Annotated in this window: 19 protein-coding genes; 11 read left to right on the forward strand and 8 right to left on the reverse strand. The window is 62.2% G+C overall.

What is annotated here, in order from left to right; all coding sequences use genetic code 11:
• Nucleotides 1–10: 10 nt before the first annotated feature.
• The 3 genes from J3P94_RS06200 to J3P94_RS06210 all read right to left on the reverse strand — a co-directional run bounded on the left by J3P94_RS06200 (nt 11) and on the right by J3P94_RS06210 (nt 1,893).
• On the reverse strand, nt 11–802 hold the full coding sequence (locus J3P94_RS06200) for an OmpA family protein (RefSeq protein ID WP_305499061.1): 792 nt from the start codon (nt 800–802) through the stop codon (nt 11–13).
• A gap of 49 nt (nt 803–851) precedes the next feature.
• Nucleotides 852–1,265, reverse strand: a complete 414-nt coding sequence (locus J3P94_RS06205; RefSeq protein WP_014336761.1) for a DUF4398 domain-containing protein — start codon at nt 1,263–1,265, stop codon at nt 852–854.
• A 283-nt stretch (nt 1,266–1,548) separates the two neighbouring features.
• Complete coding sequence (locus J3P94_RS06210) at nt 1,549–1,893, reverse strand: pilin assembly protein (RefSeq protein WP_434572070.1); 345 nt, start codon at nt 1,891–1,893, stop codon at nt 1,549–1,551.
• Between the two features lie 181 nt (nt 1,894–2,074).
• Here J3P94_RS06210 and ppc point away from each other — a divergent pair, with 181 nt between their 5' ends.
• The 7 genes from ppc (at nt 2,075) to J3P94_RS06245 (ending at nt 9,513) form a co-directional block, all read left to right on the forward strand.
• Nucleotides 2,075–4,705 (forward strand): phosphoenolpyruvate carboxylase, encoded by a 2,631-nt coding sequence (gene ppc, locus J3P94_RS06215; RefSeq protein WP_434572072.1) that lies wholly within the window; start codon nt 2,075–2,077, stop codon nt 4,703–4,705.
• A 291-nt stretch (nt 4,706–4,996) separates the two neighbouring features.
• On the forward strand, nt 4,997–5,644 hold the full coding sequence (gene adk / locus J3P94_RS06220; RefSeq protein ID WP_434572073.1) for an adenylate kinase: 648 nt from the start codon (nt 4,997–4,999) through the stop codon (nt 5,642–5,644).
• A 92-nt stretch (nt 5,645–5,736) separates the two neighbouring features.
• Nucleotides 5,737–6,414: a tRNA (adenosine(37)-N6)-threonylcarbamoyltransferase complex dimerization subunit type 1 TsaB gene (tsaB, locus tag J3P94_RS06225; protein ID WP_434572074.1), complete on the forward strand. Its 678-nt coding sequence runs from the start codon at nt 5,737–5,739 to the stop codon at nt 6,412–6,414.
• Between the two features lie 358 nt (nt 6,415–6,772).
• Nucleotides 6,773–7,081: a hypothetical protein gene (locus tag J3P94_RS06230; protein WP_434572076.1), complete on the forward strand. Its 309-nt coding sequence runs from the start codon at nt 6,773–6,775 to the stop codon at nt 7,079–7,081.
• Entirely contained in the window at nt 7,081–7,941 is an 861-nt protein-coding gene (locus tag J3P94_RS06235; RefSeq protein WP_434572077.1) for a DUF72 domain-containing protein, read from the forward strand. Before J3P94_RS06230 ends, J3P94_RS06235 begins: the two co-directional genes overlap by 1 nt.
• Nucleotides 7,942–7,976: 35 nt before the next feature.
• The gene (locus J3P94_RS06240; protein WP_434572079.1) at nt 7,977–8,798 is read left to right on the forward strand and encodes an isocitrate lyase/PEP mutase family protein; all 822 of its coding nucleotides are present in this window, start codon (nt 7,977–7,979) and stop codon (nt 8,796–8,798) included.
• Nucleotides 8,799–8,835: 37 nt separating this feature from the next.
• Nucleotides 8,836–9,513 (forward strand): extensin-like domain-containing protein, encoded by a 678-nt coding sequence (locus J3P94_RS06245; RefSeq protein WP_434574103.1) that lies wholly within the window; start codon nt 8,836–8,838, stop codon nt 9,511–9,513.
• Nucleotides 9,514–9,517: 4 nt separating this feature from the next.
• On the opposite strand, the gene J3P94_RS06250 is transcribed toward J3P94_RS06245, so the two are convergent.
• Nucleotides 9,518–10,138: an energy transducer TonB gene (locus tag J3P94_RS06250; RefSeq protein WP_305499072.1), complete on the reverse strand. Its 621-nt coding sequence runs from the start codon at nt 10,136–10,138 to the stop codon at nt 9,518–9,520.
• 91 nt (nt 10,139–10,229) lie between these two features.
• On the opposite strand from J3P94_RS06250, the gene J3P94_RS06255 reads away from it, so the two are divergent.
• Nucleotides 10,230–11,012: a class I SAM-dependent methyltransferase gene (locus J3P94_RS06255; protein WP_434572081.1), complete on the forward strand. Its 783-nt coding sequence runs from the start codon at nt 10,230–10,232 to the stop codon at nt 11,010–11,012.
• Between the two features lie 152 nt (nt 11,013–11,164).
• Here the strand turns inward: J3P94_RS06255 and J3P94_RS06260 are convergent, their stop codons facing one another.
• Nucleotides 11,165–11,800 (reverse strand): TetR/AcrR family transcriptional regulator, encoded by a 636-nt coding sequence (locus J3P94_RS06260; RefSeq protein WP_434572083.1) that lies wholly within the window; start codon nt 11,798–11,800, stop codon nt 11,165–11,167.
• A 94-nt stretch (nt 11,801–11,894) separates the two neighbouring features.
• Between J3P94_RS06260 and J3P94_RS06265 the strand changes: the two genes are divergently transcribed.
• Both J3P94_RS06265 and J3P94_RS06270 read left to right on the forward strand, forming a co-directional pair.
• Nucleotides 11,895–12,995 (forward strand): efflux RND transporter periplasmic adaptor subunit, encoded by a 1,101-nt coding sequence (locus tag J3P94_RS06265; protein ID WP_434572084.1) that lies wholly within the window; start codon nt 11,895–11,897, stop codon nt 12,993–12,995.
• A gap of 6 nt (nt 12,996–13,001) precedes the next feature.
• Nucleotides 13,002–16,067: an efflux RND transporter permease subunit gene (locus J3P94_RS06270; protein WP_434572086.1), complete on the forward strand. Its 3,066-nt coding sequence runs from the start codon at nt 13,002–13,004 to the stop codon at nt 16,065–16,067.
• Nucleotides 16,068–16,207: 140 nt separating this feature from the next.
• Here J3P94_RS06270 and J3P94_RS06275 read toward each other — a convergent pair whose 3' ends face one another.
• Both J3P94_RS06275 and plsB read right to left on the reverse strand, forming a co-directional pair.
• Nucleotides 16,208–16,897, reverse strand: coding sequence for a DUF4197 domain-containing protein (locus J3P94_RS06275; protein ID WP_434572087.1), 690 nt, complete (start codon nt 16,895–16,897; stop codon nt 16,208–16,210).
• A 96-nt stretch (nt 16,898–16,993) separates the two neighbouring features.
• A complete protein-coding gene (plsB, locus tag J3P94_RS06280; RefSeq protein ID WP_434572089.1) occupies nt 16,994–19,495 on the reverse strand; it encodes a glycerol-3-phosphate 1-O-acyltransferase PlsB in 2,502 nt (833 codons plus the stop codon).
• 224 nt (nt 19,496–19,719) lie between these two features.
• Here plsB and J3P94_RS06285 point away from each other — a divergent pair, with 224 nt between their 5' ends.
• A complete protein-coding gene (locus J3P94_RS06285) occupies nt 19,720–19,929 on the forward strand; it encodes a cold shock domain-containing protein (protein ID WP_003198198.1) in 210 nt (69 codons plus the stop codon).
• 146 nt (nt 19,930–20,075) lie between these two features.
• Here the strand turns inward: J3P94_RS06285 and J3P94_RS06290 are convergent, their stop codons facing one another.
• Nucleotides 20,076–20,453: a hypothetical protein gene (locus J3P94_RS06290; protein ID WP_434572090.1), complete on the reverse strand. Its 378-nt coding sequence runs from the start codon at nt 20,451–20,453 to the stop codon at nt 20,076–20,078.
• Nucleotides 20,454–20,527 lie beyond the last annotated feature (74 nt).

A 20,527-nucleotide genomic window follows, 5' to 3' on the forward strand; every position in this document is an offset into this window, starting at 1 on the left:
AGTCAGCCGATCAGTTGGCGCTCATGGTCGAGCGCGGGGCGACTGGCTGGTTGTCGTTGGAAATAGTGACTTCCACGCGACGGTTCATGGCACGGCCCGAAACGCTGGTGTTGTCGGCGACCGGAAATTCCTTGCCGTAACCCTGGGTCACGATGCGGGCCGGGTCGACGCCCATTTTTACCAAGGCGGTGCGCACGGAGCTGGCGCGGCGTTCGGACAGCGACTGGTTGTAGGAATCCGAACCGGTGCTATCGGTATAACCTTCGATGATCACCTTGCGATCCGGGTTTTCCTGGAGGAACTGCGCCAGTTTGCTCACATTGGTCATGCCGCTGGCGCGCAGGTCGGATTTGTTGGTGGCGAACAGCACGTCACCGAAGGTCACCAGCGTGCCGCGCTCGGTCTGCTTGGCGTTGAGGCTGTCCTGCAACTGCTTGATCTGCGCGTTGCGGGCGTCGAGCAGCGCGCGGGCGCGTTCGTCACCGGCGTTTTTCAGCTCGGCTTCAGCGTTGCGCAGGGCGATGGTCTGCTTGGCCACTTCGACGCGCTGATTGGTCAGGTAGGCCAGTTGGTCAACCTTGGCTTCGTCTTCGTTGTCCAGGTAGGCCTTGTCGGCCTTGGCCAGGAAGTCGGAGGCCTCTTTGGTTTCCAGGGCCGCGACCTTGGTGGCCGCCGGGTCGGCCTGCAGGCCGTTGTAGTTGGTACGGGCCTGTTCCAGGTTCGCGTTCGGGTCGTGGGAGCAAGCGGCCAGGGCTACGCAGGCGGCAAGCAGGGCGGGCATCATGAAATGTTTGTGCGTCATAGTCTGTCGTCCTTTTATCAATGAGAAATACGTCGTGGCTCGAACAGGGTTACTGAACCTTGTTCATGCCTTCCTGACGCAGTTCCTGAACCCCTTTCTGGGAATCCTTGAGGGCCTGTTCGGCCTTGGCTGCCTGGGCCTTGCGTTCGGCAACGCGCGCATCCCATTCGGCCTGTTCGGCCAGACGCTTGGCCTCTTCGTAGTTCTCGTCGTGCATGGCGATCTCGGCCTGCTTGAGTTTGTCCTGGGCCGATTTCATTTCCACCGCGGCAAACTCGGTGCCGCCCGCGCTGACGGCGCTGTTGACCGCCGATTGCGTGACCGCGTATTGCTCCGAAGGTGGATTGCCGGCGCAACCGGCCAGGATGAAGCTGCTACCGATAGCCAGGGCAGCCAACTTCAGGCCGCGCAAGCCAGTGGATGAGGGTTTGGCAGTGCAGGTATTCATAGGCTTCAACTCCATTGGAAAACTCCTGAAAAAACACTAATCCATGCTGGGACCGAAGCCGTGACGTCTGTTTTGGCGCTGGCGCCAGGGCGCGTTTATTTAAACGACCGTTCCAGTATGGTTACTCGGTGTGACCCGAGGCGTTTTTCAAAAGTTCAGGTAAGGATGGCCAATCGCCAAAAGAAATGCTGACTGATCGGTCAGCTGCCAAAAAGCTGAACTTTCAAGGCGGGCAGCGGTATTCCGGCACCACAAACTCGGTAGCGGTGCCGGGATAGCGCGATGCGGGGAGAGGGTATCAGTGCTTGGACTTGTCGTTTTGCGAGGAGAGTTGGCGCAGATGACGACGGGACAAGGCGAGAAATCGCGGGGTCGGACCGACGTCTTCGTACAGCGGGTCGCCTTCTTCATCGGTGGCCACGACCTGCGCGCCCTTGATGTAGGGGAAGCTGGCTTCCAGCTCCTCCAGCGCCGCGCCGATCAATTCGCCGAGCAGTTCTTCGGGCTGGCGCTTGGGGTACATGTCGCAGATCGCCGCCAGGCGTGCGGCGGCTTCTACATCCAGATGAATCGTATAACCGGTCTGGGTCAGGTGACCCTTGGCGTTTTCTTCCCAGTGCTGAGCAAGTTCACGGATTTTCATGATGGCGCCTCAATGGACCCGCTCGTGGCGGGCGCGACAGTGACAAGCCGTTGTGTGGCTTACCCATGAGACTAGCTTTGGCTGACAAGGTTTAAAGTCCCTTCGTCGCTTGTCATAAGCGACCGGCATCGGCACTCTCTCCTACAAAGCTGTCCGGACCTTTTTTGCTGGAGACCTGCTGATGACCGATATTGATGCCCGCTTGCGCGAGGACGTCCACCTGCTCGGCGAGCTGCTGGGCAACACCATTCGCGACCAGTACGGAGACGCCTTTCTCGACAAGATCGAGCAGATTCGCAAAGGCGCCAAGGCTGACCGACGCGGTTCGATGGATGCGGAACTGAGCGCCAGCCTCAACCAGTTGAGCGAGGACGAGTTGCTGCCGGTAGCGCGGGCGTTCAACCAGTTCCTCAACCTGGCCAATATCGCCGAGCAATACCAGCTGATTCACCGCCGCGAAGAATCCAGGCCGGCGCCGTTCGAAGCACGCGTGCTGCCCGAGCTGCTGGCGCGCCTGCGAGCCGAAGGCCATGGCGCCGAAGCGTTGGCCCGGCAGTTGGGCCGGCTGGAAATCGAACTGGTGCTCACTGCGCACCCCACGGAAGTCGCCCGGCGTACGCTGATCCAGAAATACGACGCGATCGCCGCGCAACTGGCCGCCCAGGACCATCGCGACCTCACCAGTGCCGAGCGCGCGCAGATCCACGAACGCTTGCAACGGTTGATCGCCGAAGCCTGGCACACCGAAGAGATTCGCCGGACCCGCCCGACGCCCGTGGACGAGGCCAAGTGGGGCTTCGCGGTGATCGAGCATTCACTGTGGCACGCCATCCCCAATTACCTGCGCAAGGCTGACCAGGCCCTGCATGCCGCCACCGGGTTGCGCCTGCCGCTGGAGGCCGCGCCGATCCGCTTTGCCTCGTGGATGGGCGGCGACCGGGACGGCAACCCGAACGTCACCGCCGCGGTCACTCGCGAGGTGTTGCTGCTGGCGCGCTGGATGGCGGCGGACCTGTATTTGCGCGACGTCGATCATCTGGCCGCCGACTTGTCCATGCAGAAAGCCAGCGAGGCCTTGCGCGCCCAGGCCGGTGACAGCGCCGAGCCCTATCGCGCGGTGCTCAAGCAATTGCGCGAACGCCTGCGAGCCACGCGCAACTGGGCCCAGGCCTCCTTGACGGGCGCGACGCCGGCGACCGCCGAGGTGTTGCAGGACAACCGTGAACTGCTTGATCCGTTGGAGTTGTGCTACCAGTCCCTGCATGAGTGCGGCATGGGCGTGATTGCCGACGGGCCGTTGCTCGATTGCCTGCGCCGCGCGGTGACTTTCGGCCTGTTCCTGGTGCGACTCGACGTGCGCCAGGACTCGACGCGGCACACGGCGGCGATGACCGAGATCACCGAATACCTCGGGCTGGGGCGTTACGAGGAATGGGACGAAGAGCAGCGCATCGGTTTCCTCTTGGGCGAACTGAATAATCGCCGGCCCTTGTTGCCGCCTTACTTCAAGCCGTCGGCCGATACGGCGGAAGTCCTGGCCACGTGCCGCGAGGTTGCGGCGGCACCGGCAGCGTCCCTGGGCTCTTATGTGATTTCCATGGCCGGCGCGGCTTCCGATGTGCTGGCGGTGCAGTTGCTGCTCAAGGAGGCCGGCGTATTGCGGCCGATGCGCGTAGTGCCGCTGTTCGAAACCCTCGCCGACCTGGACAACGCCGGGCCGGTGATCGAACGCCTGCTGTTGCTGCCGGGTTATCGCTCGCGCCTGCAAGGTCCCCAGGAAGTGATGATCGGCTATTCCGACTCGGCCAAGGACGCCGGGACCACGGCGGCAGCCTGGGCGCAATACCGCGCCCAGGAGCGTCTGGTGGACATCTGCCGCGAGCAGCAAGTCGAATTGCTGTTGTTCCATGGCCGCGGTGGCACCGTCGGCCGTGGCGGCGGCCCGGCGCACGCGGCGATCCTGTCCCAGCCGCCGGGTTCGGTGGCCGGACGTTTCCGCACTACCGAACAGGGCGAAATGATTCGTTTCAAATTCGGCCTGCCGGACATCGCCGAACAGAACCTCAATCTGTACCTCGCCGCAGTGCTCGAAGCGACCTTGCTGCCACCACCGCCGCCAACCCCGCAATGGCGGCATCTGATGGATGAACTGGCTGCCGACGGGGTCAATGCCTACCGGGCCGTAGTGCGCGAAAATCCGCAATTCGTCGAGTATTTCCGCCAGTCCACGCCGGAACAGGAACTGGGCCGCCTGCCCTTGGGCAGCCGTCCGGCCAAACGTCGGGCCGGCGGTATCGAAAGCCTGCGGGCGATCCCGTGGATTTTCGGCTGGACCCAGACCCGGTTGATGCTGCCGGCCTGGCTCGGTTGGGAAACCGCCCTGGGCAAGGCGCTGGAGCGCGGCGAGGGCGAACTGCTCGGGCAGATGCGTGAGCAATGGCCGTTCTTCCGCACCCGCATCGACATGTTGGAGATGGTCCTGGCCAAGGCCGACGCCGATATTGCCCAGTCCTATGACGAGCGTTTGGTGGAACCAGCGTTGCTGCCTTTGGGCGAGCATTTACGCGACCTATTGTCGCAGGCCTGTTCGGTGGTCCTGGGCCTGACCGGCCAGTCGCAGCTACTGGCACATAGCCCAGACACGCTGGAATTCATCCGCCTGCGCAATACCTACCTCGACCCGCTGCACCTGTTGCAGGCCGAGCTGCTGGCACGTTCGCGGCAGCAGGACGTGGCCCAGGGCAGCCCTGTGGAACAGGCGTTGCTGGTGTCTGTGGCAGGGATTGCCGCCGGTTTGCGCAACACCGGCTAATCTCCCGGAGGGTTAAAAAACAGCACGCCCGGCCTGTCCGGGCGTAGCTGTTTGCAGGGGCAGGGAGGTCGACCAGGCGACAGTTTGTTGCCCGCTTGCGACTCTCACTACCCCCTACGAAGGTCGCGTGCGGCGCGGGTTACTCCGACTTTCGGCGGCTTGTGTGGGTCGGGCCCGCTGTGTATCTTGATCAGCCTTTGGCCGTTTGGGCGGTCACGATCAAGTTTTTCGAAGATTGGCCCCACGAGGCGAATCCGAGCGTTTTACATAAAAAAATTGAGGAGCACATCGATGCGCGTCATTCTGCTGGGAGCTCCCGGGGCCGGTAAAGGTACTCAGGCAAAGTTCATCACCGAAAAATTCGGTATCCCGCAAATCTCCACTGGCGACATGCTTCGCGCCGCGGTCAAGGCTGGCACCCCACTGGGTGTTCAGGCCAAGAGCATCATGGATGCCGGCGGCCTGGTGTCGGATGACCTGATCATCGCGCTGGTCAAGGACCGCATTGCTCAAGCCGACTGCGCCAACGGCTTCCTATTCGATGGCTTCCCACGCACGATCCCTCAGGCTGAAGCCCTGGTGAGCGCTGGCGTGGAGCTCGACCATGTTGTCGAGATCGCGGTCGATGACGAGGAAATCGTCCAGCGTATTGCCGGGCGTCGCGTTCACGAAGCGTCGGGGCGTGTCTATCACACGGTCTACAACCCGCCGAAGACTGCTGGCAAAGACGACCTTACTGGCGAAGAACTGGTGCAGCGCAAGGACGACACTGAAGAAACCGTGCGTCATCGCCTGTCGGTCTACCACTCGCAGACCAAGCCACTGGTGGACTTCTATCAGAAGTTGTCTGCTGCTCATGGCAAGCCGAAGTACAGCCACATCCCGGGCGTCGGCTCGGTCGACGCGATCACCGGCAAGGTGCTTGAAGCACTGAGCTGAAAACGCTGATTGCAGCCTCAACTACGGCCCGCTTGCGGGCCGTAGTTGTTTATACTGGCGCACTTTTTCCCACCTGATTTACGGACATATCGATGAGCACCTTGCTGGCCCTGGACACCGCGACTGAAGCTTGCTCCGTTGCCTTGCTGCATGACGGCCAGGTCACGAGCCACTACGAGGTGATCCCGCGCCTGCATGCGCAAAAATTGCTGCCTATGATTCAGCAATTGCTCAGCGATGCCGGGATCACCTTGCAAGCCGTGGATGCGATCGCCTTTGGGCGCGGCCCAGGGGCGTTCACCGGCGTGCGCATCGCCATTGGCGTCGTGCAGGGCCTGGCCTTCGCCTTGAAACGCCCGGTATTGCCGATCTCGAACCTGGCCGTACTGGCCCAGCGCGCCTTGCGCGAGCACGGCGCGCATCAGGTAGCGGCCGCCATCGATGCGCGCATGGACGAGGTGTACTGGGGCTGCTATCGCGAAACCGCTGGCGAGATGCGCCTGGTCGGTGCCGAGGCGGTGTTGCCACCCGAAGCGGCGGCGTTGCCGGCTGATATCTGCGGTGACTGGTTCGGCGCCGGTACCGGTTGGGGCTACGGCGAGCGAATCGGCGTAAGCCTTGTCGGCCAGGATGCCTCGATGTTGCCCCATGCCGAAGACCTGCTGGCCCTGGCACGTTTTGCCTGGGAACGCGGCGAAGCCATCCCGGCCGACAATGCGCAGCCGGTTTACCTGCGGGACAAGGTCGCGACGCCCAAGTCCGAACGGTAAACCCGAACTTGATCACACTCGCAAGCGAGCACAATTGTGGCGAGGGAGCTTGCTCCCGCTGGGGCGCGAAGCGGCCCTGAAATCTCCTTGGTATCCTTACTGGTCGGGCTGAAATCAAGTCTTGGGGTTGCTTCGCAACCCAGCGGGAGCAAGCTCCCTCGCCACGAAGGCGTTGCTCCGGCTCAAAACCCGCCCAAGTCATCCCAAGGCCCAAAAGTCACACCCAAAATTGCCAGTCGTCACTTTTTTCGCCGGTTTTTAAACCTTTTTGCCTTTATGTGTTCTAGTTATCACTTGCGCATTTGCGCGGATACGAATGTGCCGCTAAATTGCCATCATTGATACCGAGCATTCTGTTATGCGTATAGACGGCGTTTCATCCCAGTCCTACCCCATCAAGCGTCGGCCTCGTGCGGGTAAAGCCGCTGAGCCGGAAAACTTCGATGACATCGATGGTGAGCTGGAATTTCCGTCCGAAGAGCAACTGGCCGCCCGCACCGCCAAAGCCTCCGCGCAACGCCTGAGCAATCTTCCCGCCCGTCAGCAGGACATGCTGTATCACCGCGCCATGAGCCGCAGTGTCGCCACGGCGCTGGCCAGCTACCTGAGCACCGCCGGTTTCGTTGATTGGGATATGGAAGTGCTGGGCCTCGACCTCTACATCTGATGCAGTTGCCCTACTATCTGGGTTGCCCGTCCTGGAGCGAAAACGCCTGGCGCGATTATCTTTATCCCCAGGACGCCAAAAGCTCCGATTTTCTCAGTCTCTACTCTCAAGTATTCAACGCCGTGGAAGGCAACACGACCTTCTACGCGAGCCCGGCCGCGTCCACCGTTCAGCGCTGGGCCGAGATCATGCCCGAGCACTTTCGCTTCACCGCCAAGATCCCCGGCGACATCAGCCACGGCGGCGACCTGCGCGAACACCTGACCGCCACCGAAACCTTTGTCCAGTTGCTGAGCCCGTTGGGCGAGCGCGTCTCGCCGTTCTGGCTGCAACTGTCCAAGGCGTTCACGCCCAATCGATTGCAGGAGCTGGCGGCATTCATCGACGCGTTCCCACGATCGTTGGCCGTAGAGGTGCGTCACGATGAGTTTTTTGCCAAAGGCGACGCTGAACGACAGCTCAACCGTTTGCTGCTGGATCGTGGTGTCGAACGCATCTGTCTCGACCCCCGCGGCCTGTTCAGCTGCGCGTCGACCGCCCCTGAAGTCATACACGCGCAATACAAGAAGCCACGGGTGCCGACGCGGCCGGCGGCGTTCACTCAATACCCGCAGGTGCGCTTCGTCGGTCATCCGGTAGTGGAGGCCAACGAGCCGTTCCTGACACCATGGGTAGAAAAAATCGCCGTGTGGATCGAAGAGGGGCGCACGCCGTATATGTTCCTGCACACCGCCGACAATCTGCTGGCGGCGAAACTCGCGATGCATTTTCACAGCCGCCTGATGAAGCGTTTGCCTGGCTTGCCGGCGCTGCCTGAGCTATATAGAGAACCCGCCGCCGAGCAACTCGGTCTGCTCTGAGGCGAACTCCGCAAAATTGCTCAGGAGCGACTTTCATGGATGCACAAACCCGCCGAGCCCAGGCGTTCAGGGCCTTGCACGAACGCGATGGGGCGTTTGTCATTCCCAATCCATGGGATGCCGGTTCGGCAAAGATGCTTGCCAGCCTCGGATTTGAAGCATTGGCGACGACCAGTGCCGGTCACGCTTTTTCCCTGGCACGACCGGACGGCGCCCTGGGCCTGGATGACACGCTGGCGAATGTGCGAGCGATTGTTGCGGCCACGGACCTGCCAGTCGCCGTCGACCTGGAAAACGGCTTTGCCGATGCGCCCGAAGACTGCGCCCGCAGCTTGCTCCGCGCGGCACAAGCCGGCGCGGTAGGGGGCTCCATCGAAGATGCCACGGGCCGCGAAGACAGCCCGATCTACGATTTCGAGCACGCCGTGGCGCGGGTCAAGGCCGCCGCCGAGGCGGTGCGCAGTCTGCCTTTCCCTTTCCTGCTGACCGCGCGGGCAGAAAACTTCCTGCATGGCAGGCCGGATCTGGACGACACGATCCGACGCCTGAAGGCCTTCGCCGACGCCGGCGCCGATGTGCTGTACGCGCCGGGGCTGAGCAGCGCCGAGCAAGTGCTGGCGGTGGTCCGGGCCGTGGCGCCCAAGCCCGTTAACGTACTGATGTCCGGCGCGCTGGATCTGACGGTAGCCCAGTTGAGTGAACTGGGCGTCAAGCGCATCAGTGTCGGATCGGCCCTCGCGCTGGCGGCGTATGGCGAGTTTTTCCGCGCCGCCGAAGAAATCCAACGGCAGGGGACCTTCACCTTCACCCGTCGCTCAATGCCTTTCAACCAGGCCAATCAATTATTCAAGGGTTGAATCCCGAGGCGTTGTCGTGCGGTTTTTGAAAGGACTGATGGTATTGACGCTGATCGCTGGCGTCGCGGTGGTGGCGGTATGGCGCGGTTGGCTGACCGTACCGCCGCAATGGAACCCCTGGGCGCCGCTGGACGTGAAAGCGCCGCCAAATCTGCTAACCCGCTACAAACTCATGGCGCTGCGCAACGATCCGCAACTGTGTGACCAGGCGCTCGCCACGTCGGGGCTGCGCACCGCTCGCCAGGCCGACAGCGGCGCCAATACCTCGTGCCCGCTGACCAATGTGCTGCGGGTGCAGGGCGGTGAGGTGGCGCTGAGCAGCAGCTTCCTCGCCAGTTGCCCACTGGCGGTGGCCTTCGCGCTGTTCGAGCGCCATGCATTGCAGCCGGCGGCAATGGCCGCCTATGGCAAGCAAGTCACGCGGGTCGATCACCTGGGCAGTTTTGCCTGTCGCAACATGTACGGTCGTGAAAGCGGCGCGCGCAGCCAGCACGCCACTGCCAGCGCATTGGACATCGCCGGGTTTCGCCTGGCTGATGGACGAGCCGTCAGCGTGCTCAGGGATTGGCCGAAGGACAACACCGATGCGCAGTTTCTACGGCAGGTGCGCGATGGCGCCTGCGACATGTTCAGTGTGGTCTTGAGTCCGGATTACAACGCGGCGCACCGCAACCATTTTCATCTGGATGTGGGGCCCTGGTGGATTTGTCGTTGAGGAATCAGGCAGCGATGCGCAGGTTCTGCAATACGATCGGACGCGCCCAGCGAGTGTCGAAGTCCAGTTGTTTCTGCTGCGCCACCAGTTCCTCTTCCGGGAATGGAGGGAATGGCTTGTCCAACAGGTCGAGTTCGAATTCGGCAATCGGCAGGGGCAGTCGACGTGGCTGTGGTGCCGGGCCCGGTTCTGGCAACGGTTGACCGGCGGCGAGGACGATCGGGCGAACCCAGTTGCTCTCGAAGGTCTGCTGCTTTTGCTGTGCGACGATTTCTTCTGGCGGGAAGGGCGGGAACGGCTTGTCGAGCAAATCGAGTTCGAACTCGGCGATCGGCAGGAACAACGGCTCGGGTGGCTTGACCTGGGTTTCCGTCACGTCGCAGGTGCGCTGGCTGACGATATGCTCCAGCAGCTCGGCGCCCAGGGTCGGTTCAACCGCTTCATCGAGGGCGACTGGCTGGTAGCTGCCGGGCGCCGGTGCGTTTTCACCCAACTGGTCGGCCAGGGCCCGGGCAAAAAAATCCTGCCACAGGTGACTGACGCCGCTCAGCGCTTGGGTGTTACGCAGGCTGTAATCGCCGTAAGGGGAGATAACGCCTATCGATGTGGATTGAATGTCTGACATTTTTCTCGGTCGACGCTCAGCTCTGGCAAAATGCCGTTCACCGTTGTTATCGGCCGTTTTTGCCGATCCTTAATTTTTTGAGCATGTTTTCATGACTGAGCAACTCACGGCTTGCCGCATCCACGTCGAGGCCCTGGCCCCGGCATTCCAACCCCGCGCCGAGCAGTGGGCCGAGCAGCTCGGCCTGCCGTTGCAGATGGATGACGGCGAGTTCGCCTTGCAGGTCGGCGAGCACGGGTTGCAATTGCAGCAGCTGGGTCCCGATGCGCCGGGACCGGTGCGGGTGGATTTCGTTGAAGGCGGCGCAGCCCATCGTCGTTTGTACGGGGGCGGCAGTGGCCAGATGATCGCCAAGGCAGTCGGTGTCGCCCAGGGTGTGCGTCCGCGAGTGCTGGATGCCACGGCGGGGTTGGGCAAGGATGCGTTCGTGCTGGCGAGTCTCGGCTGCGAGATGAGCCTGATCGAGCGTCAACCCTTGATCGGTGCTTTGCTGGAGGATGGCCTGGCTCGCGGTGCGGAAGATTTCGATGTGGCGCCGATTGTGGCGCGGATGCGCTTGCTCAAGGGCAATTCCATCGAAGTGATGCGCAGTTGGCAAGGCGAGCCGCCCCAGGTGATCTACCTGGACCCGATGTTTCCCCATCGGGAGAAAACCGCGCTGGTGAAAAAAGAGATGCGCCTGTTCCGCCCGCTGGTGGGCGATGATACCGACGCCCCGGCGCTGCTTGCCGCCGCGCTGGCGTTGGCGACCCACCGGGTGGTGGTCAAGCGCCCGCGCAAGGCCCCCTGCATTGAAGGGCCGAAGCCGAGCCATGGGCTGGAAGGCAAGTCCAGTCGGTACGATATCTATCCGAAGAAAGCGCTCAAGGCTTGAGACCGGGGTGACTTCATTCGCGAGCCGGCTCGCTCCCACATAGGGTCTTGGGAGGGAGCTGTTCGGCACAATCCATATTCACCACAGTCCTCCTGTGGGAGCGAGCCTGCTCGCGAAGAGGCCCTCCCAGCCAGCGAAAGTGACCGGTTGAACTAGGGCCGATAAGCCCGCACAAACAACCCCACCACTTCTTGCACATGCGCTTCGGCCGCTTCGGCGTCCTGCGGCCCGTCGCAGCCATACAACAACCTGAAGTTCGCCGCGCCCTTGATCAGGCAGAAAAAATGCTCGGCGGCGTTGCGCGGCTTGTCGATGCTCAGGGCGCCGCTCTGGTCGATCTTGGTCAGCAACCTTTCCATCCCTGAGAGCATTCGCTGCGGGCCGGCCTGGTAGAAGATGGTCGAGAGCTTCGGATCCTGGCTACCCAGCGCCACCATCAGCCGATGCAGGTTCACCGATTCGTCGCTGTTGATCAGTTGGTTGAAGCCGCGGGCGATGTTAAGCAGCACGTGTTCAATCGGAACACCGTCGGCCCATTCGAAGAAAAGCGGCGGCACCTGTTCCTCGCACTTGGCAATCACGGCGGCGGAAAACAGCGTTTCCTTGTCATTGAAGTGGCTGTAGACGGTCAGCTTCGAGACGCCGGCCTCGGTGGCCACGGCGTCCATGCTGGTGCTGGCGTAGCCCAGGCTCAGGAACAGGCGTTTCGCGGCGTCGAGAATGGCCTGGCGCTTGGCCAGATCCTTGGGACGACCAGGGCCGCTGGAGGAGGGAGGATTGTTCGACATTATTCGCTTTTAATACTGGACTGGTGAGTTTGCTATTAATAACATACTCGCCAGTATAATTATTCCAAGCACCATTAGCGAAAGGTCATCCACCATGTTCCGCTATGTCCTGCCCCTCGCCGTGCCAGTCAGCCTGGCTTTTTTATTGTCTGCGTGCGGTCATGAGGAGCCGACGCCGGTCGCCGTGCGCCCTGCGATGGTCGTCAAGCCGGAGCCTTCGGCCCAGGCAATGGACAGTTATCCCGGCGAAGTACGGGCGCGGTTCGAGCCGGACCTGGCGTTTCGCATAGGCGGCAAGGTGAGCCGCCGGCTGGTGGAAGAGGGCCAGCGGGTCAAGGCCAACCAGGCGCTGGCCGAACTCGACCCCGAGGATGTGCGCCTGCAACTGGAAGCCAGTCGGGCCCAGGTCGCCGCCGCCGAGGCCAACCTGAGCCTGGTGAAAGCCGAGCGTGACCGCTACAAGACCTTGATGGAGCGGCAGATGGTCAGCCGCTCCCAATACGACAACGCCGAAAATCTCTATCGCTCCGGTGCCGCGCGGCTCAAGCAGATCAAGGCCGAATTCGACGTTGCCAGCAACCAGGCCAGCTATTCGGTGTTGCGTGCACCCCAGGACGGCGTGGTGGCCCGGCGGGCGGTGGAAGTCGGCCAGGTGGTGTCGGCTGGACAGACCGTCTTCACCCTGGCCACCGACGGCGAGCGTGAAGTGTTGATCAGCCTGCCGGAGCAGGGATTTGGTCGGTTCAAGATCGGCCAGCCAGTGTCGGTAGAGTTGTGGAGCCAGCCCGATCAGCGCTTCAGCGGACGCATCCGCGAACTCTCGCCGGCCGCCGATCCGAAATCCCGTACCTTCGCCGCGCGCGTCGCCTTTACCGCTGGCAGCGTCCCGGCGGAACTGGGCCAGAGCGCCCGGGTGTTTATCCAGACCACTGAGAAGGCGCCGCTGTCGGTGCCATTGTCGGCCCTCACCGCCGAGAACGGCGCCACCTTCGTCTGGGTGGTCAAGCCCGACAACACGCTCAGGAAAGTCCCGGTGCGCGTTGGCGCCTTCGGTGAAAAGACCGTGCCGGTGCTCGAAGGCCTGAGTGCCAATGACTGGGTGGTGGCCGCTGGCGTGCATGTGCTTCTGGACGGCCAGCAGGTTCGGCCGGTGGATCGCTCCAATCGCGTGGTCAACCTGGCGGCCAAGGAGTAATCCCCGATGGGCTTCAATCTCTCCGAATGGGCGTTGCGTAACCGCCAGATCGTACTATTCCTGATGCTCTTGCTGGCGATCGTCGGCGCGCTTTCCTACACCAAGCTGGGTCAGAGCGAAGATCCTCCATTCACCTTCAAGGCCATGGTCATCCGTACCGTCTGGCCAGGGGCCACGGCGGAGGAAGTGTCGCGCCAGGTCACCGAGCGTATCGAAAAGAAGCTCATGGAAACCGGCGACTACGAAAAGATCGTCTCGTTTTCCCGCCCGGGAGAATCCCAGGTGACTTTTGCGGCTCGCGACTCCATGCATTCCAAGCAGATTCCCGAGCTGTGGTACCAGATCCGCAAGAAGATCGGCGATATCCGGCAGACCTTGCCGCCCGGTATCCAGGGGCCGTTCTTCAACGATGAGTTCGGCACTACCTTCGGCAATATCTACGCGCTCACCGGTGACGGCTTCGATTATGGCGTGCTCAAGGATTACGCCGACCGTATCCAGATCCAGCTGCAGCGGGTCAAGGACGTGGGCAAGGTCGAGTTGGTCGGCCTGCAGGACGAGAAAATCTGGGTCGAGCTGTCGAACGTGAAGCTGGCGACCCTCGGCTTGCCCCTGGCGGCTGTCCAGCAGGCTCTGCAGGCGCAGAACGCGGTATCGACCGCCGGCTTCTTCGAGACCGGCAGCGAGCGATTGCAGCTCCGGGTCTCGGGGAATTTCCAGACCGTGGAAGAGATCCGTGACTTTCCGATCCGCGTGGCCGACCGGACCTTCCGCATCGGTGACGTGGCCGATGTCCGGCGCGGCTTCAATGACCCACCGGCCCCGCGCATGCGCTTCATGGCTGAAGACGCCATCGGCCTGGCCGTGGCGATGAAGGAGGGCGGCGACATCCTGATCCTCGGCAAGGCCCTCGAAGCCGAGTTTGCCCGCATCCAGAACACCCTGCCGGCGGGCATGCAACTGCGCAAGGTTTCCGACCAGCCGGCTGCGGTGAAGACTGGCGTCGGCGAGTTTGTCCAGGTACTGGTGGAAGCACTGACGATCGTGTTGCTGGTGAGCTTCTTTTCCCTGGGGCTACGTACCGGAATGGTGGTGGGGCTGGCGATTCCGCTGGTCTTGGCGATGACCTTCGCCGCGATGTATTACCTGGGCATCGGTTTGCACAAGATTTCCCTTGGCGCGTTGGTGTTGGCGCTGGGGCTGTTGGTGGACGATGCGATCATCGCGGTGGAGATGATGGCCATCAAGATGGAGCAGGGCTACGACCGGATCAAGGCGGCCAGCTTTGCCTGGACCAGCACAGCGTTCCCGATGCTCACCGGTACCCTGATCACCGCGGCGGGGTTCCTGCCGATCGCCACCGCGCAATCGGGCACCGGTGAGTACACCCGTTCGATTTTCCAGGTGGTGACCCTCGCGCTGCTCGCTTCCTGGGTGGCCGCGGTGGTGTTCGTGCCGTATCTTGGGGAAAAACTTCTGCCGGACCTGGCGAAGATTCACGCGGCCAGGCATGGCACCGCTGACGGCCAGCCGGACCCTTACGGCACGCCGTTCTATCAGCGAGTCCGGCAAACGGTGGAGTGGTGCGTGCGTCGACGCAAGACGGTGATCACCTTGACCGTGTTGTTGTTCGTTGGCTCGGTGGTGCTGTTCCGTTTTGTCCCGCAGCAGTTTTTCCCGGCGTCGGGACGACTGGAGCTGATGGTCGACCTGAAGCTGGCCGAAGGCGCTTCGCTGGTCAACACCGCGGAGCAGGTCAAGCGCCTTGAAGCGCTGCTCAAGGACCACGCTGGCATCGACAATTACGTGGCGTACGTCGGCACCGGCTCACCACGCTTCTACTTGCCGCTGGATCAACAACTGCCGGCGCCGAGCTTTGCCCAATTCGTCGTGCTGGCCAAGACCATCGAAGACCGCGAGCCCCTGCGCAGTTGGCTGATCAGCACACTGAACGAGCAGTTCCCGACCCTGCGCTCGCGGGTCACACGCCTGGAAAACGGCCCGCCCGTGGGGTATCCGGTGCAGTTTCGGGTGACGGGTGAGCACATCGAAGAAGTCCGCGCGCTTGCCCGGAAAGTCGCGACAAAGGTTCGCGAAAACCCCTACGTCGCGAATGTCCACCTGGACTGGGAAGAACCGAGCAAGGTGGTGTACCTCAACATCGATCAGGATCGCGCCCGCGCGTTGGGCGTCACCACCGCCAACTTGTCGAGTTTCCTGCAAAGCTCCCTCACCGGCTCCAGTGTCAGCCAGTACCGCGAAGACAACGAGCTGATCGAGATCCTGCTGCGTGGCACCGTGCATGAGCGCACCGAGCTTTCACTGTTGCCAAGCCTGGCGGTGCCTACCGACAACGGCACGAGCGTTGCCCTGTCGCAGATCGCGACGCTGGAATACGGCTTTGAAGAAGGAGTGATCTGGCACCGCAACCGTTTGCCCAGTGTGACCGTACGTGCCGACATCTATGGCAAGGAGCAACCGGCGACGCTGGTGCAACAGATTTTCCCGACCCTGGACCCGATTCGCGCAGAGTTGCCGGACGGCTATCTGCTGGAAGTCGGGGGCACGGTGGAGGATTCAACCCGCGGGCAGAAATCGGTGAATGCGGGCGTGCCGCTGTTCATCGTGGTGGTGCTGACGTTGCTGATGCTGCAACTGCGCAGCTTCTCGCGCACGGCGATGGTGTTTCTCACCGCGCCGCTGGGACTGATCGGCGTCACGCTGTTCCTGCTGGTGTTCCGCCAGCCGTTCGGTTTTGTCGCCATGCTCGGCACTATCGCGTTGTCCGGGATGATCATGCGCAATTCGGTGATCCTGGTGGACCAGATCGAACAGGACATCAAGGCGGGGCTCGCCCCCTGGCAGGCGATCATCGAAGCGACGGTACGCCGTTTCCGGCCGATTGTACTGACTGCACTGGCGGCGGTCCTGGCGATGATCCCACTGTCGCGCAGCCTGTTCTTCGGGCCAATGGCGGTGGCTATCATGGGCGGCTTGATCGTGGCGACGGCGTTGACGCTGTTGTTCCTGCCGGCGTTGTATGCGGCGTGGTTCAGGGTCAGGAAAACCTGACCCACAGGCGCACATCGAACCTGTGGCGAGGGAGCTTGCTCCCGCTCGGTTGCGCAGCGACCGCAAAAGACCTGGGGGCGCTACGCGCCCCAGCGGGAGCAAGCTCCCTCGCCACAGGTATTGTATTTGTCGGATAGGGCTCAGAGGGTGCCAAACACTTTCTTGGCCAGACTGGTCGCCGCGGCCGCCGGGTTCTGGCGGATCGTTGCTTCCTGCTTGGCGATCATTTCGAACAGACCGTCCAGCGCCTGCTCGGTCACGTAGTTCTCGACGTTGGCGCTCTTGGTGTCCACCACGCCGAGTGTCGCAGCCTGGCCGGCGAAGGCGTTGTACTTCTGGACCAGGCCGACCTTGTCGGTGGCTTGCTTGACGATCGGCAGGAACTTCGCGCGAATCTGCTCGCGGCTGCTCTTGTTCAAGTATTGCGTGGCCGAGTCGTTGCCGCCGCTCAGAATGCCCTTGGCATCCGTCACGCTCATGTTCTTCACCGCATCCACCAGGATCGGCTGGGCCTGCACCACGGCGGCTTCGGCAGCCTGGTTCATGCTGGTTTCCAATTGGTCGACCTGAGCGCCCATGCCGAAGGCCTTCATCTTGCTGGCGACTTTACCGAGCTTGCCCGGCAGCTCGATCTTCACCTCGGGGTTGTTGCTGAAACCGCCAGGCTTACCCAGTTGCTTGACCGCGATCTGGGCGCCTTGGGTGAGGGCATCCTTCAGGCCGCCCGTGGCGTCCTTCTGCGAGAGATCACCGAGCGACAGGGCCATGGCGTTGGCGCAGATCAACAGGCCGGCGCAGAGGCCGGTGAAACGGAGGGTAGGGCGGAGCATGGGCACTTTCCTTGAACGTTTGGAAAAGAATCAGCGTACGGCATTGCCAGGGATCTTCATATTCAGGGCGCCCGAATGCAACCAGGCGCCCAGGGTTCAGTCCGCAGCCGTCGGAACGCCCTGATCCGCCGCATCTTCGCTGCGATGCAACGCTACCTGGCGGATCGACAGACGAATTTCCGCCGGCAGCACCCGCTTGGCCGCGCCTTCAGCCAGCTCGCCGAGCAGATCGTGATAGCTCAGCTTGCCTGCTTCGTCGCGCCGCAGGACATCGAGATCGAGCATTGTCTGGATGAAGTGGCGGAACAGGCTTTTGTCGAAGAACTCCGGTGCGTTCAGCCCATGCAGGATCGACAGGCGCTGGGCCATGACGGTGCAGAGGTCCTCCAGTTCTTCGGCGCTGATGCTGTTCTGCCCGCTGTTGAGCAGCAGCGAGACGGTCATGTAGAAACGCTGCAAGGTCTGGGCGATGCTTTTCGACAGCAGCGTCAGCAGCACGAAATGCCGCGAACTCGGCGCCGGGCGCAGGTAGAGGTCTTTTTCGAAACGCAGCAGGCCTTGTTCAACGAATGCTTCGAGCCACTGGTCTACCACCGCGTCCAGTTCCTCCAGCGACCAGCGAATGAACAGCTCCGACTGCAGGTACGGATACAAGGCCCGGGTGTAGCGCAGGATCTGTTCGCGGCTCATGCGCGAGCTGCTCTGGAAGAAACTGGCGAGCAGCGCCGGCAGGGCGAAGATGTGCAGGACATTGTTGCGGTAGTAGGTCATCAGCACCGCGTTCTGCTCATCCAGATACAGAATCTTGCCCAGGGCGTCCTTCTGTTCCGACAGCAGGTCCATGCCTTTGACGTGCGCGATCAGCGCCTGGCCATCGCCTTCGGGCAAGGTGGTGTGCGGTGAATATGGCACTTTGCGCAGCAACGCGAGGTACAGGTCCAGCACGCGGGCCATGGCATGATCGTCCAGGGCCAGACGGCTGGTGGACAGCAGCGCGAGCGCGACCAGGTTGACCGGGTTGATGGCCGCGGCTTCGTTCAGATGGCGGGCGACACGTTCGCCGAGGCGGTTGGTGGTCGCGTTGAGCCAGTCGGGTTTGAACTGCGGACCGAGCTCCTGCTGGCGCCAGCCGGGTTGTTCGCCGTCGAGGAACTCCGCCAGCTTGATTGGCTCGCCAAAGTTAACCGCGACCTGGCCAAAGCGTTGCTTGAGGGCGCCGATGACCTTGAAGATGTCGAAGATCGACTCCTTCTTTTTGCTCGCGCCCCGCAGTTCACCGAGGTAGGTGCGGCCTTCCAGTACGCGCTCATAACCGATGTACACCGGCACGAAGACGATCGGCATGCGCGAGGAGCGCAAAAAGCTACGCAGGGTAATGGCGAGCATGCCGGTCTTCGGCTGCAGCATGCGCCCGGTGCGCGAACGGCCGCCTTCGACGAAATACTCCACCGGGAAGCCCTTGGTGAACAGCGTGTGCAGGTATTCGTTGAACACGGCGGTGTAAAGCGGGTTGCCCTTGAACGTGCGACGCATGAAAAACGCGCCGCCACGGCGCAGCAGGCCGCCGATCACCGGCATGTTGAGGTTGATGCCGGCGGCAATATGCGGGGGTGTCAGGCCATTGCGAAACAGCAGGTACGACAGCAGCAGGTAGTCGATATGGCTACGATGGCAGGGTACGTAGATGACTTCGTGGCCTTGGGCAACGTTCTGCACGCCTTCGATGTGGTTGACCTTGATGCCATCGTAGATCTTGTTCCAGAACCAGCTCAGCACCACTTCCAGGAAACGGATCGCGGTGTAGGTGTAGTCCGAGGCAATCTCATTGCCATAACGCAGGGCCTGGGCCTTGGCTTTTTCAGCCGGGATCTTTTCCCGTTCGGCCTCTTCGAGGATGGCCTGCTTGACCAGTGGCTGGTTCAACAGACCCTTGACCAGGTTGCGCCGGTGGGAAATGTCCGGGCCGATAACCGCTGCTTTCAGATTGCGAAAGTGCACCCGCAGGATCCGCTGGGCCATACGCACGGTGCGTTCATGGCCTTTGTCGTGCTCGATCAGTTCGCGCAGATGAATTGGCGCGGAGAACTGCACCCGTGTCTTGCGCCCGAGAATCATGATGCTCAGCAAGCGACGCAGGCGCCCGGTGACCGCCCAACTGTCGGCGAACAGGAGCTTCCAGGGGCTGGATTCGCTGTCGGGCGACTGGCCCCAGAAGACGCTGACCGGAATGATCTGGGCGTCCTCGGCGGCGTTGTGGGTCAGTTCGTCGACCAGCCGCGTCAGGGTCGGCGGCGCACCGCGTTTGTCCTGGCGCCCGAGCCAGTCCGGCGCCGGCGTCAGATAGAAAAACGCCGCCGGCTCCAGCAGGCCGCCCACCGAGACGGGCAGCACCGGACGTGGCAGGCCGGCCTTGGTGCACTCGGTGTCGAGCACCGCCAGATCAGTGAGCGAAGGATCTTGCAGGACGTAGAACACCGGACGACTGCGGTCGAGGTTGAGGGTGAAGGACGACTGGTTGATGGTCTCGGAGCGAACCCAGAGGTACAACAGCCGGCGCAGGGTGCCAAACACAAGACGGCGGAACGGGGAACGGGTCATACGGCTTCTGCGTGAGTGGATAAGAGCAAGCGGTACTAGTGTGCCGGATTCACCGAAAATCGGCAAAAAAGCGGCGAAGTAAAGTCAGTTGAGAGTTTTTCCGGGTGTCATATACTCGGCCAGTTACTGCCCCGGCCTTCCGACGGACGGTGGGACGGCGGCTGAAACGCGTACGGCTTTCCCTCGAAAAGCCGGCTCAGAAAACAAGAACGGGAGTGAGCATCATGGCAGCACGCGAAACTGGCAGTGTGAAGTGGTTCAACGACGCCAAGGGTTATGGCTTCATCCAGCGCGAAGGCGGGGCGGATGTGTTCGTCCACTACCGCGCGATCCGTGGCGAAGGCCACCGTTCACTGACCGAAGGCCAGCAGGTCGAATACGCGGTGGTGGAAGGGCAGAAGGGCTTGCAGGCTGAGGATGTGGTGGGGTTGTAAGCCGCATTTACTGGCTACACAGAAACCAATGTGGGAGCGAGCCTGCTCGCGAAAGCGGTGTGACAGTCAATGTAGCATTGTCTGTCACACCGCTTTCGCGAGCAGGCTCGCTCCCACAAGGGATCACCGTTGATCAGAAGCCAGCCTTACGCCGTCTTCCAGGTAATCTCTTCTTCTCCATCGGCGCTGATGCGAATCCAGCGATCCGCCGAATCCTCACCTTCTTCCTCCACCCACGACCCCGGCGCGCAGCGCACTTCGACGTTCAGCGCGGCGAAGGCGGCGCGGGCGCAGGCGATGTCGTCTTCCCACGGGGTCTGGTCACTTTCCAGGTACAGGCTGTTCCATTTGCCTACAGCCTTGGGCAACCAGGTCACCGGGATGTCGGCGGCCTTGCACTTGTACGTCTGACCTTTTTGCACCCAGTCGCTGCACGGGCCGAGGGCCTGGCCGAGCCAGGCGGCGATCGCCTTGTGGTCGACGTCGGCGTCCTTGAGGTAAATCTCGATATCGGGTTGGCGCATGGATGTCCTCACTGCGGTCTCGAAAAATCCATTCGCGGATTTAACTGGCCCCGGACAGTTGTCCGAGGCCCGGA

Source organism: Pseudomonas sp. Z3-8, from assembly GCF_051131975.1.
In the GTDB taxonomy this organism is placed as follows: Bacteria; Pseudomonadota; Gammaproteobacteria; order Pseudomonadales; family Pseudomonadaceae; genus Aquipseudomonas.

Coding starts and splice junctions, on each gene's coding strand:
- J3P94_RS06270 (WP_434572086.1), top strand. CDS start 13,002: ATGGGCTTCAATCTCTCCGAATGGGCGTTGCGTAACCGCCAGATCGTA.
- J3P94_RS06260 (WP_434572083.1), bottom strand. CDS start 11,800: ATGTCGAACAATCCTCCCTCCTCCAGCGGCCCTGGTCGTCCCAAGGAT.
- J3P94_RS06210 (WP_434572070.1), bottom strand. CDS start 1,893: ATGAAAATCCGTGAACTTGCTCAGCACTGGGAAGAAAACGCCAAGGGT.
- J3P94_RS06200 (WP_305499061.1), bottom strand. CDS start 802: ATGACGCACAAACATTTCATGATGCCCGCCCTGCTTGCCGCCTGCGTA.
- plsB (WP_434572089.1), bottom strand. CDS start 19,495: ATGACCCGTTCCCCGTTCCGCCGTCTTGTGTTTGGCACCCTGCGCCGG.
- ppc (WP_434572072.1), top strand. CDS start 2,075: ATGACCGATATTGATGCCCGCTTGCGCGAGGACGTCCACCTGCTCGGC.
- J3P94_RS06255 (WP_434572081.1), top strand. CDS start 10,230: ATGACTGAGCAACTCACGGCTTGCCGCATCCACGTCGAGGCCCTGGCC.
- J3P94_RS06250 (WP_305499072.1), bottom strand. CDS start 10,138: ATGTCAGACATTCAATCCACATCGATAGGCGTTATCTCCCCTTACGGC.
- J3P94_RS06245 (WP_434574103.1), top strand. CDS start 8,836: ATGGTATTGACGCTGATCGCTGGCGTCGCGGTGGTGGCGGTATGGCGC.
- J3P94_RS06285 (WP_003198198.1), top strand. CDS start 19,720: ATGGCAGCACGCGAAACTGGCAGTGTGAAGTGGTTCAACGACGCCAAG.
- J3P94_RS06290 (WP_434572090.1), bottom strand. CDS start 20,453: ATGCGCCAACCCGATATCGAGATTTACCTCAAGGACGCCGACGTCGAC.
- J3P94_RS06240 (WP_434572079.1), top strand. CDS start 7,977: ATGGATGCACAAACCCGCCGAGCCCAGGCGTTCAGGGCCTTGCACGAA.
- tsaB (WP_434572074.1), top strand. CDS start 5,737: ATGAGCACCTTGCTGGCCCTGGACACCGCGACTGAAGCTTGCTCCGTT.
- J3P94_RS06265 (WP_434572084.1), top strand. CDS start 11,895: ATGTTCCGCTATGTCCTGCCCCTCGCCGTGCCAGTCAGCCTGGCTTTT.
- adk (WP_434572073.1), top strand. CDS start 4,997: ATGCGCGTCATTCTGCTGGGAGCTCCCGGGGCCGGTAAAGGTACTCAG.
- J3P94_RS06235 (WP_434572077.1), top strand. CDS start 7,081: ATGCAGTTGCCCTACTATCTGGGTTGCCCGTCCTGGAGCGAAAACGCC.
- J3P94_RS06230 (WP_434572076.1), top strand. CDS start 6,773: ATGCGTATAGACGGCGTTTCATCCCAGTCCTACCCCATCAAGCGTCGG.
- J3P94_RS06205 (WP_014336761.1), bottom strand. CDS start 1,265: ATGGAGTTGAAGCCTATGAATACCTGCACTGCCAAACCCTCATCCACT.
- J3P94_RS06275 (WP_434572087.1), bottom strand. CDS start 16,897: ATGCTCCGCCCTACCCTCCGTTTCACCGGCCTCTGCGCCGGCCTGTTG.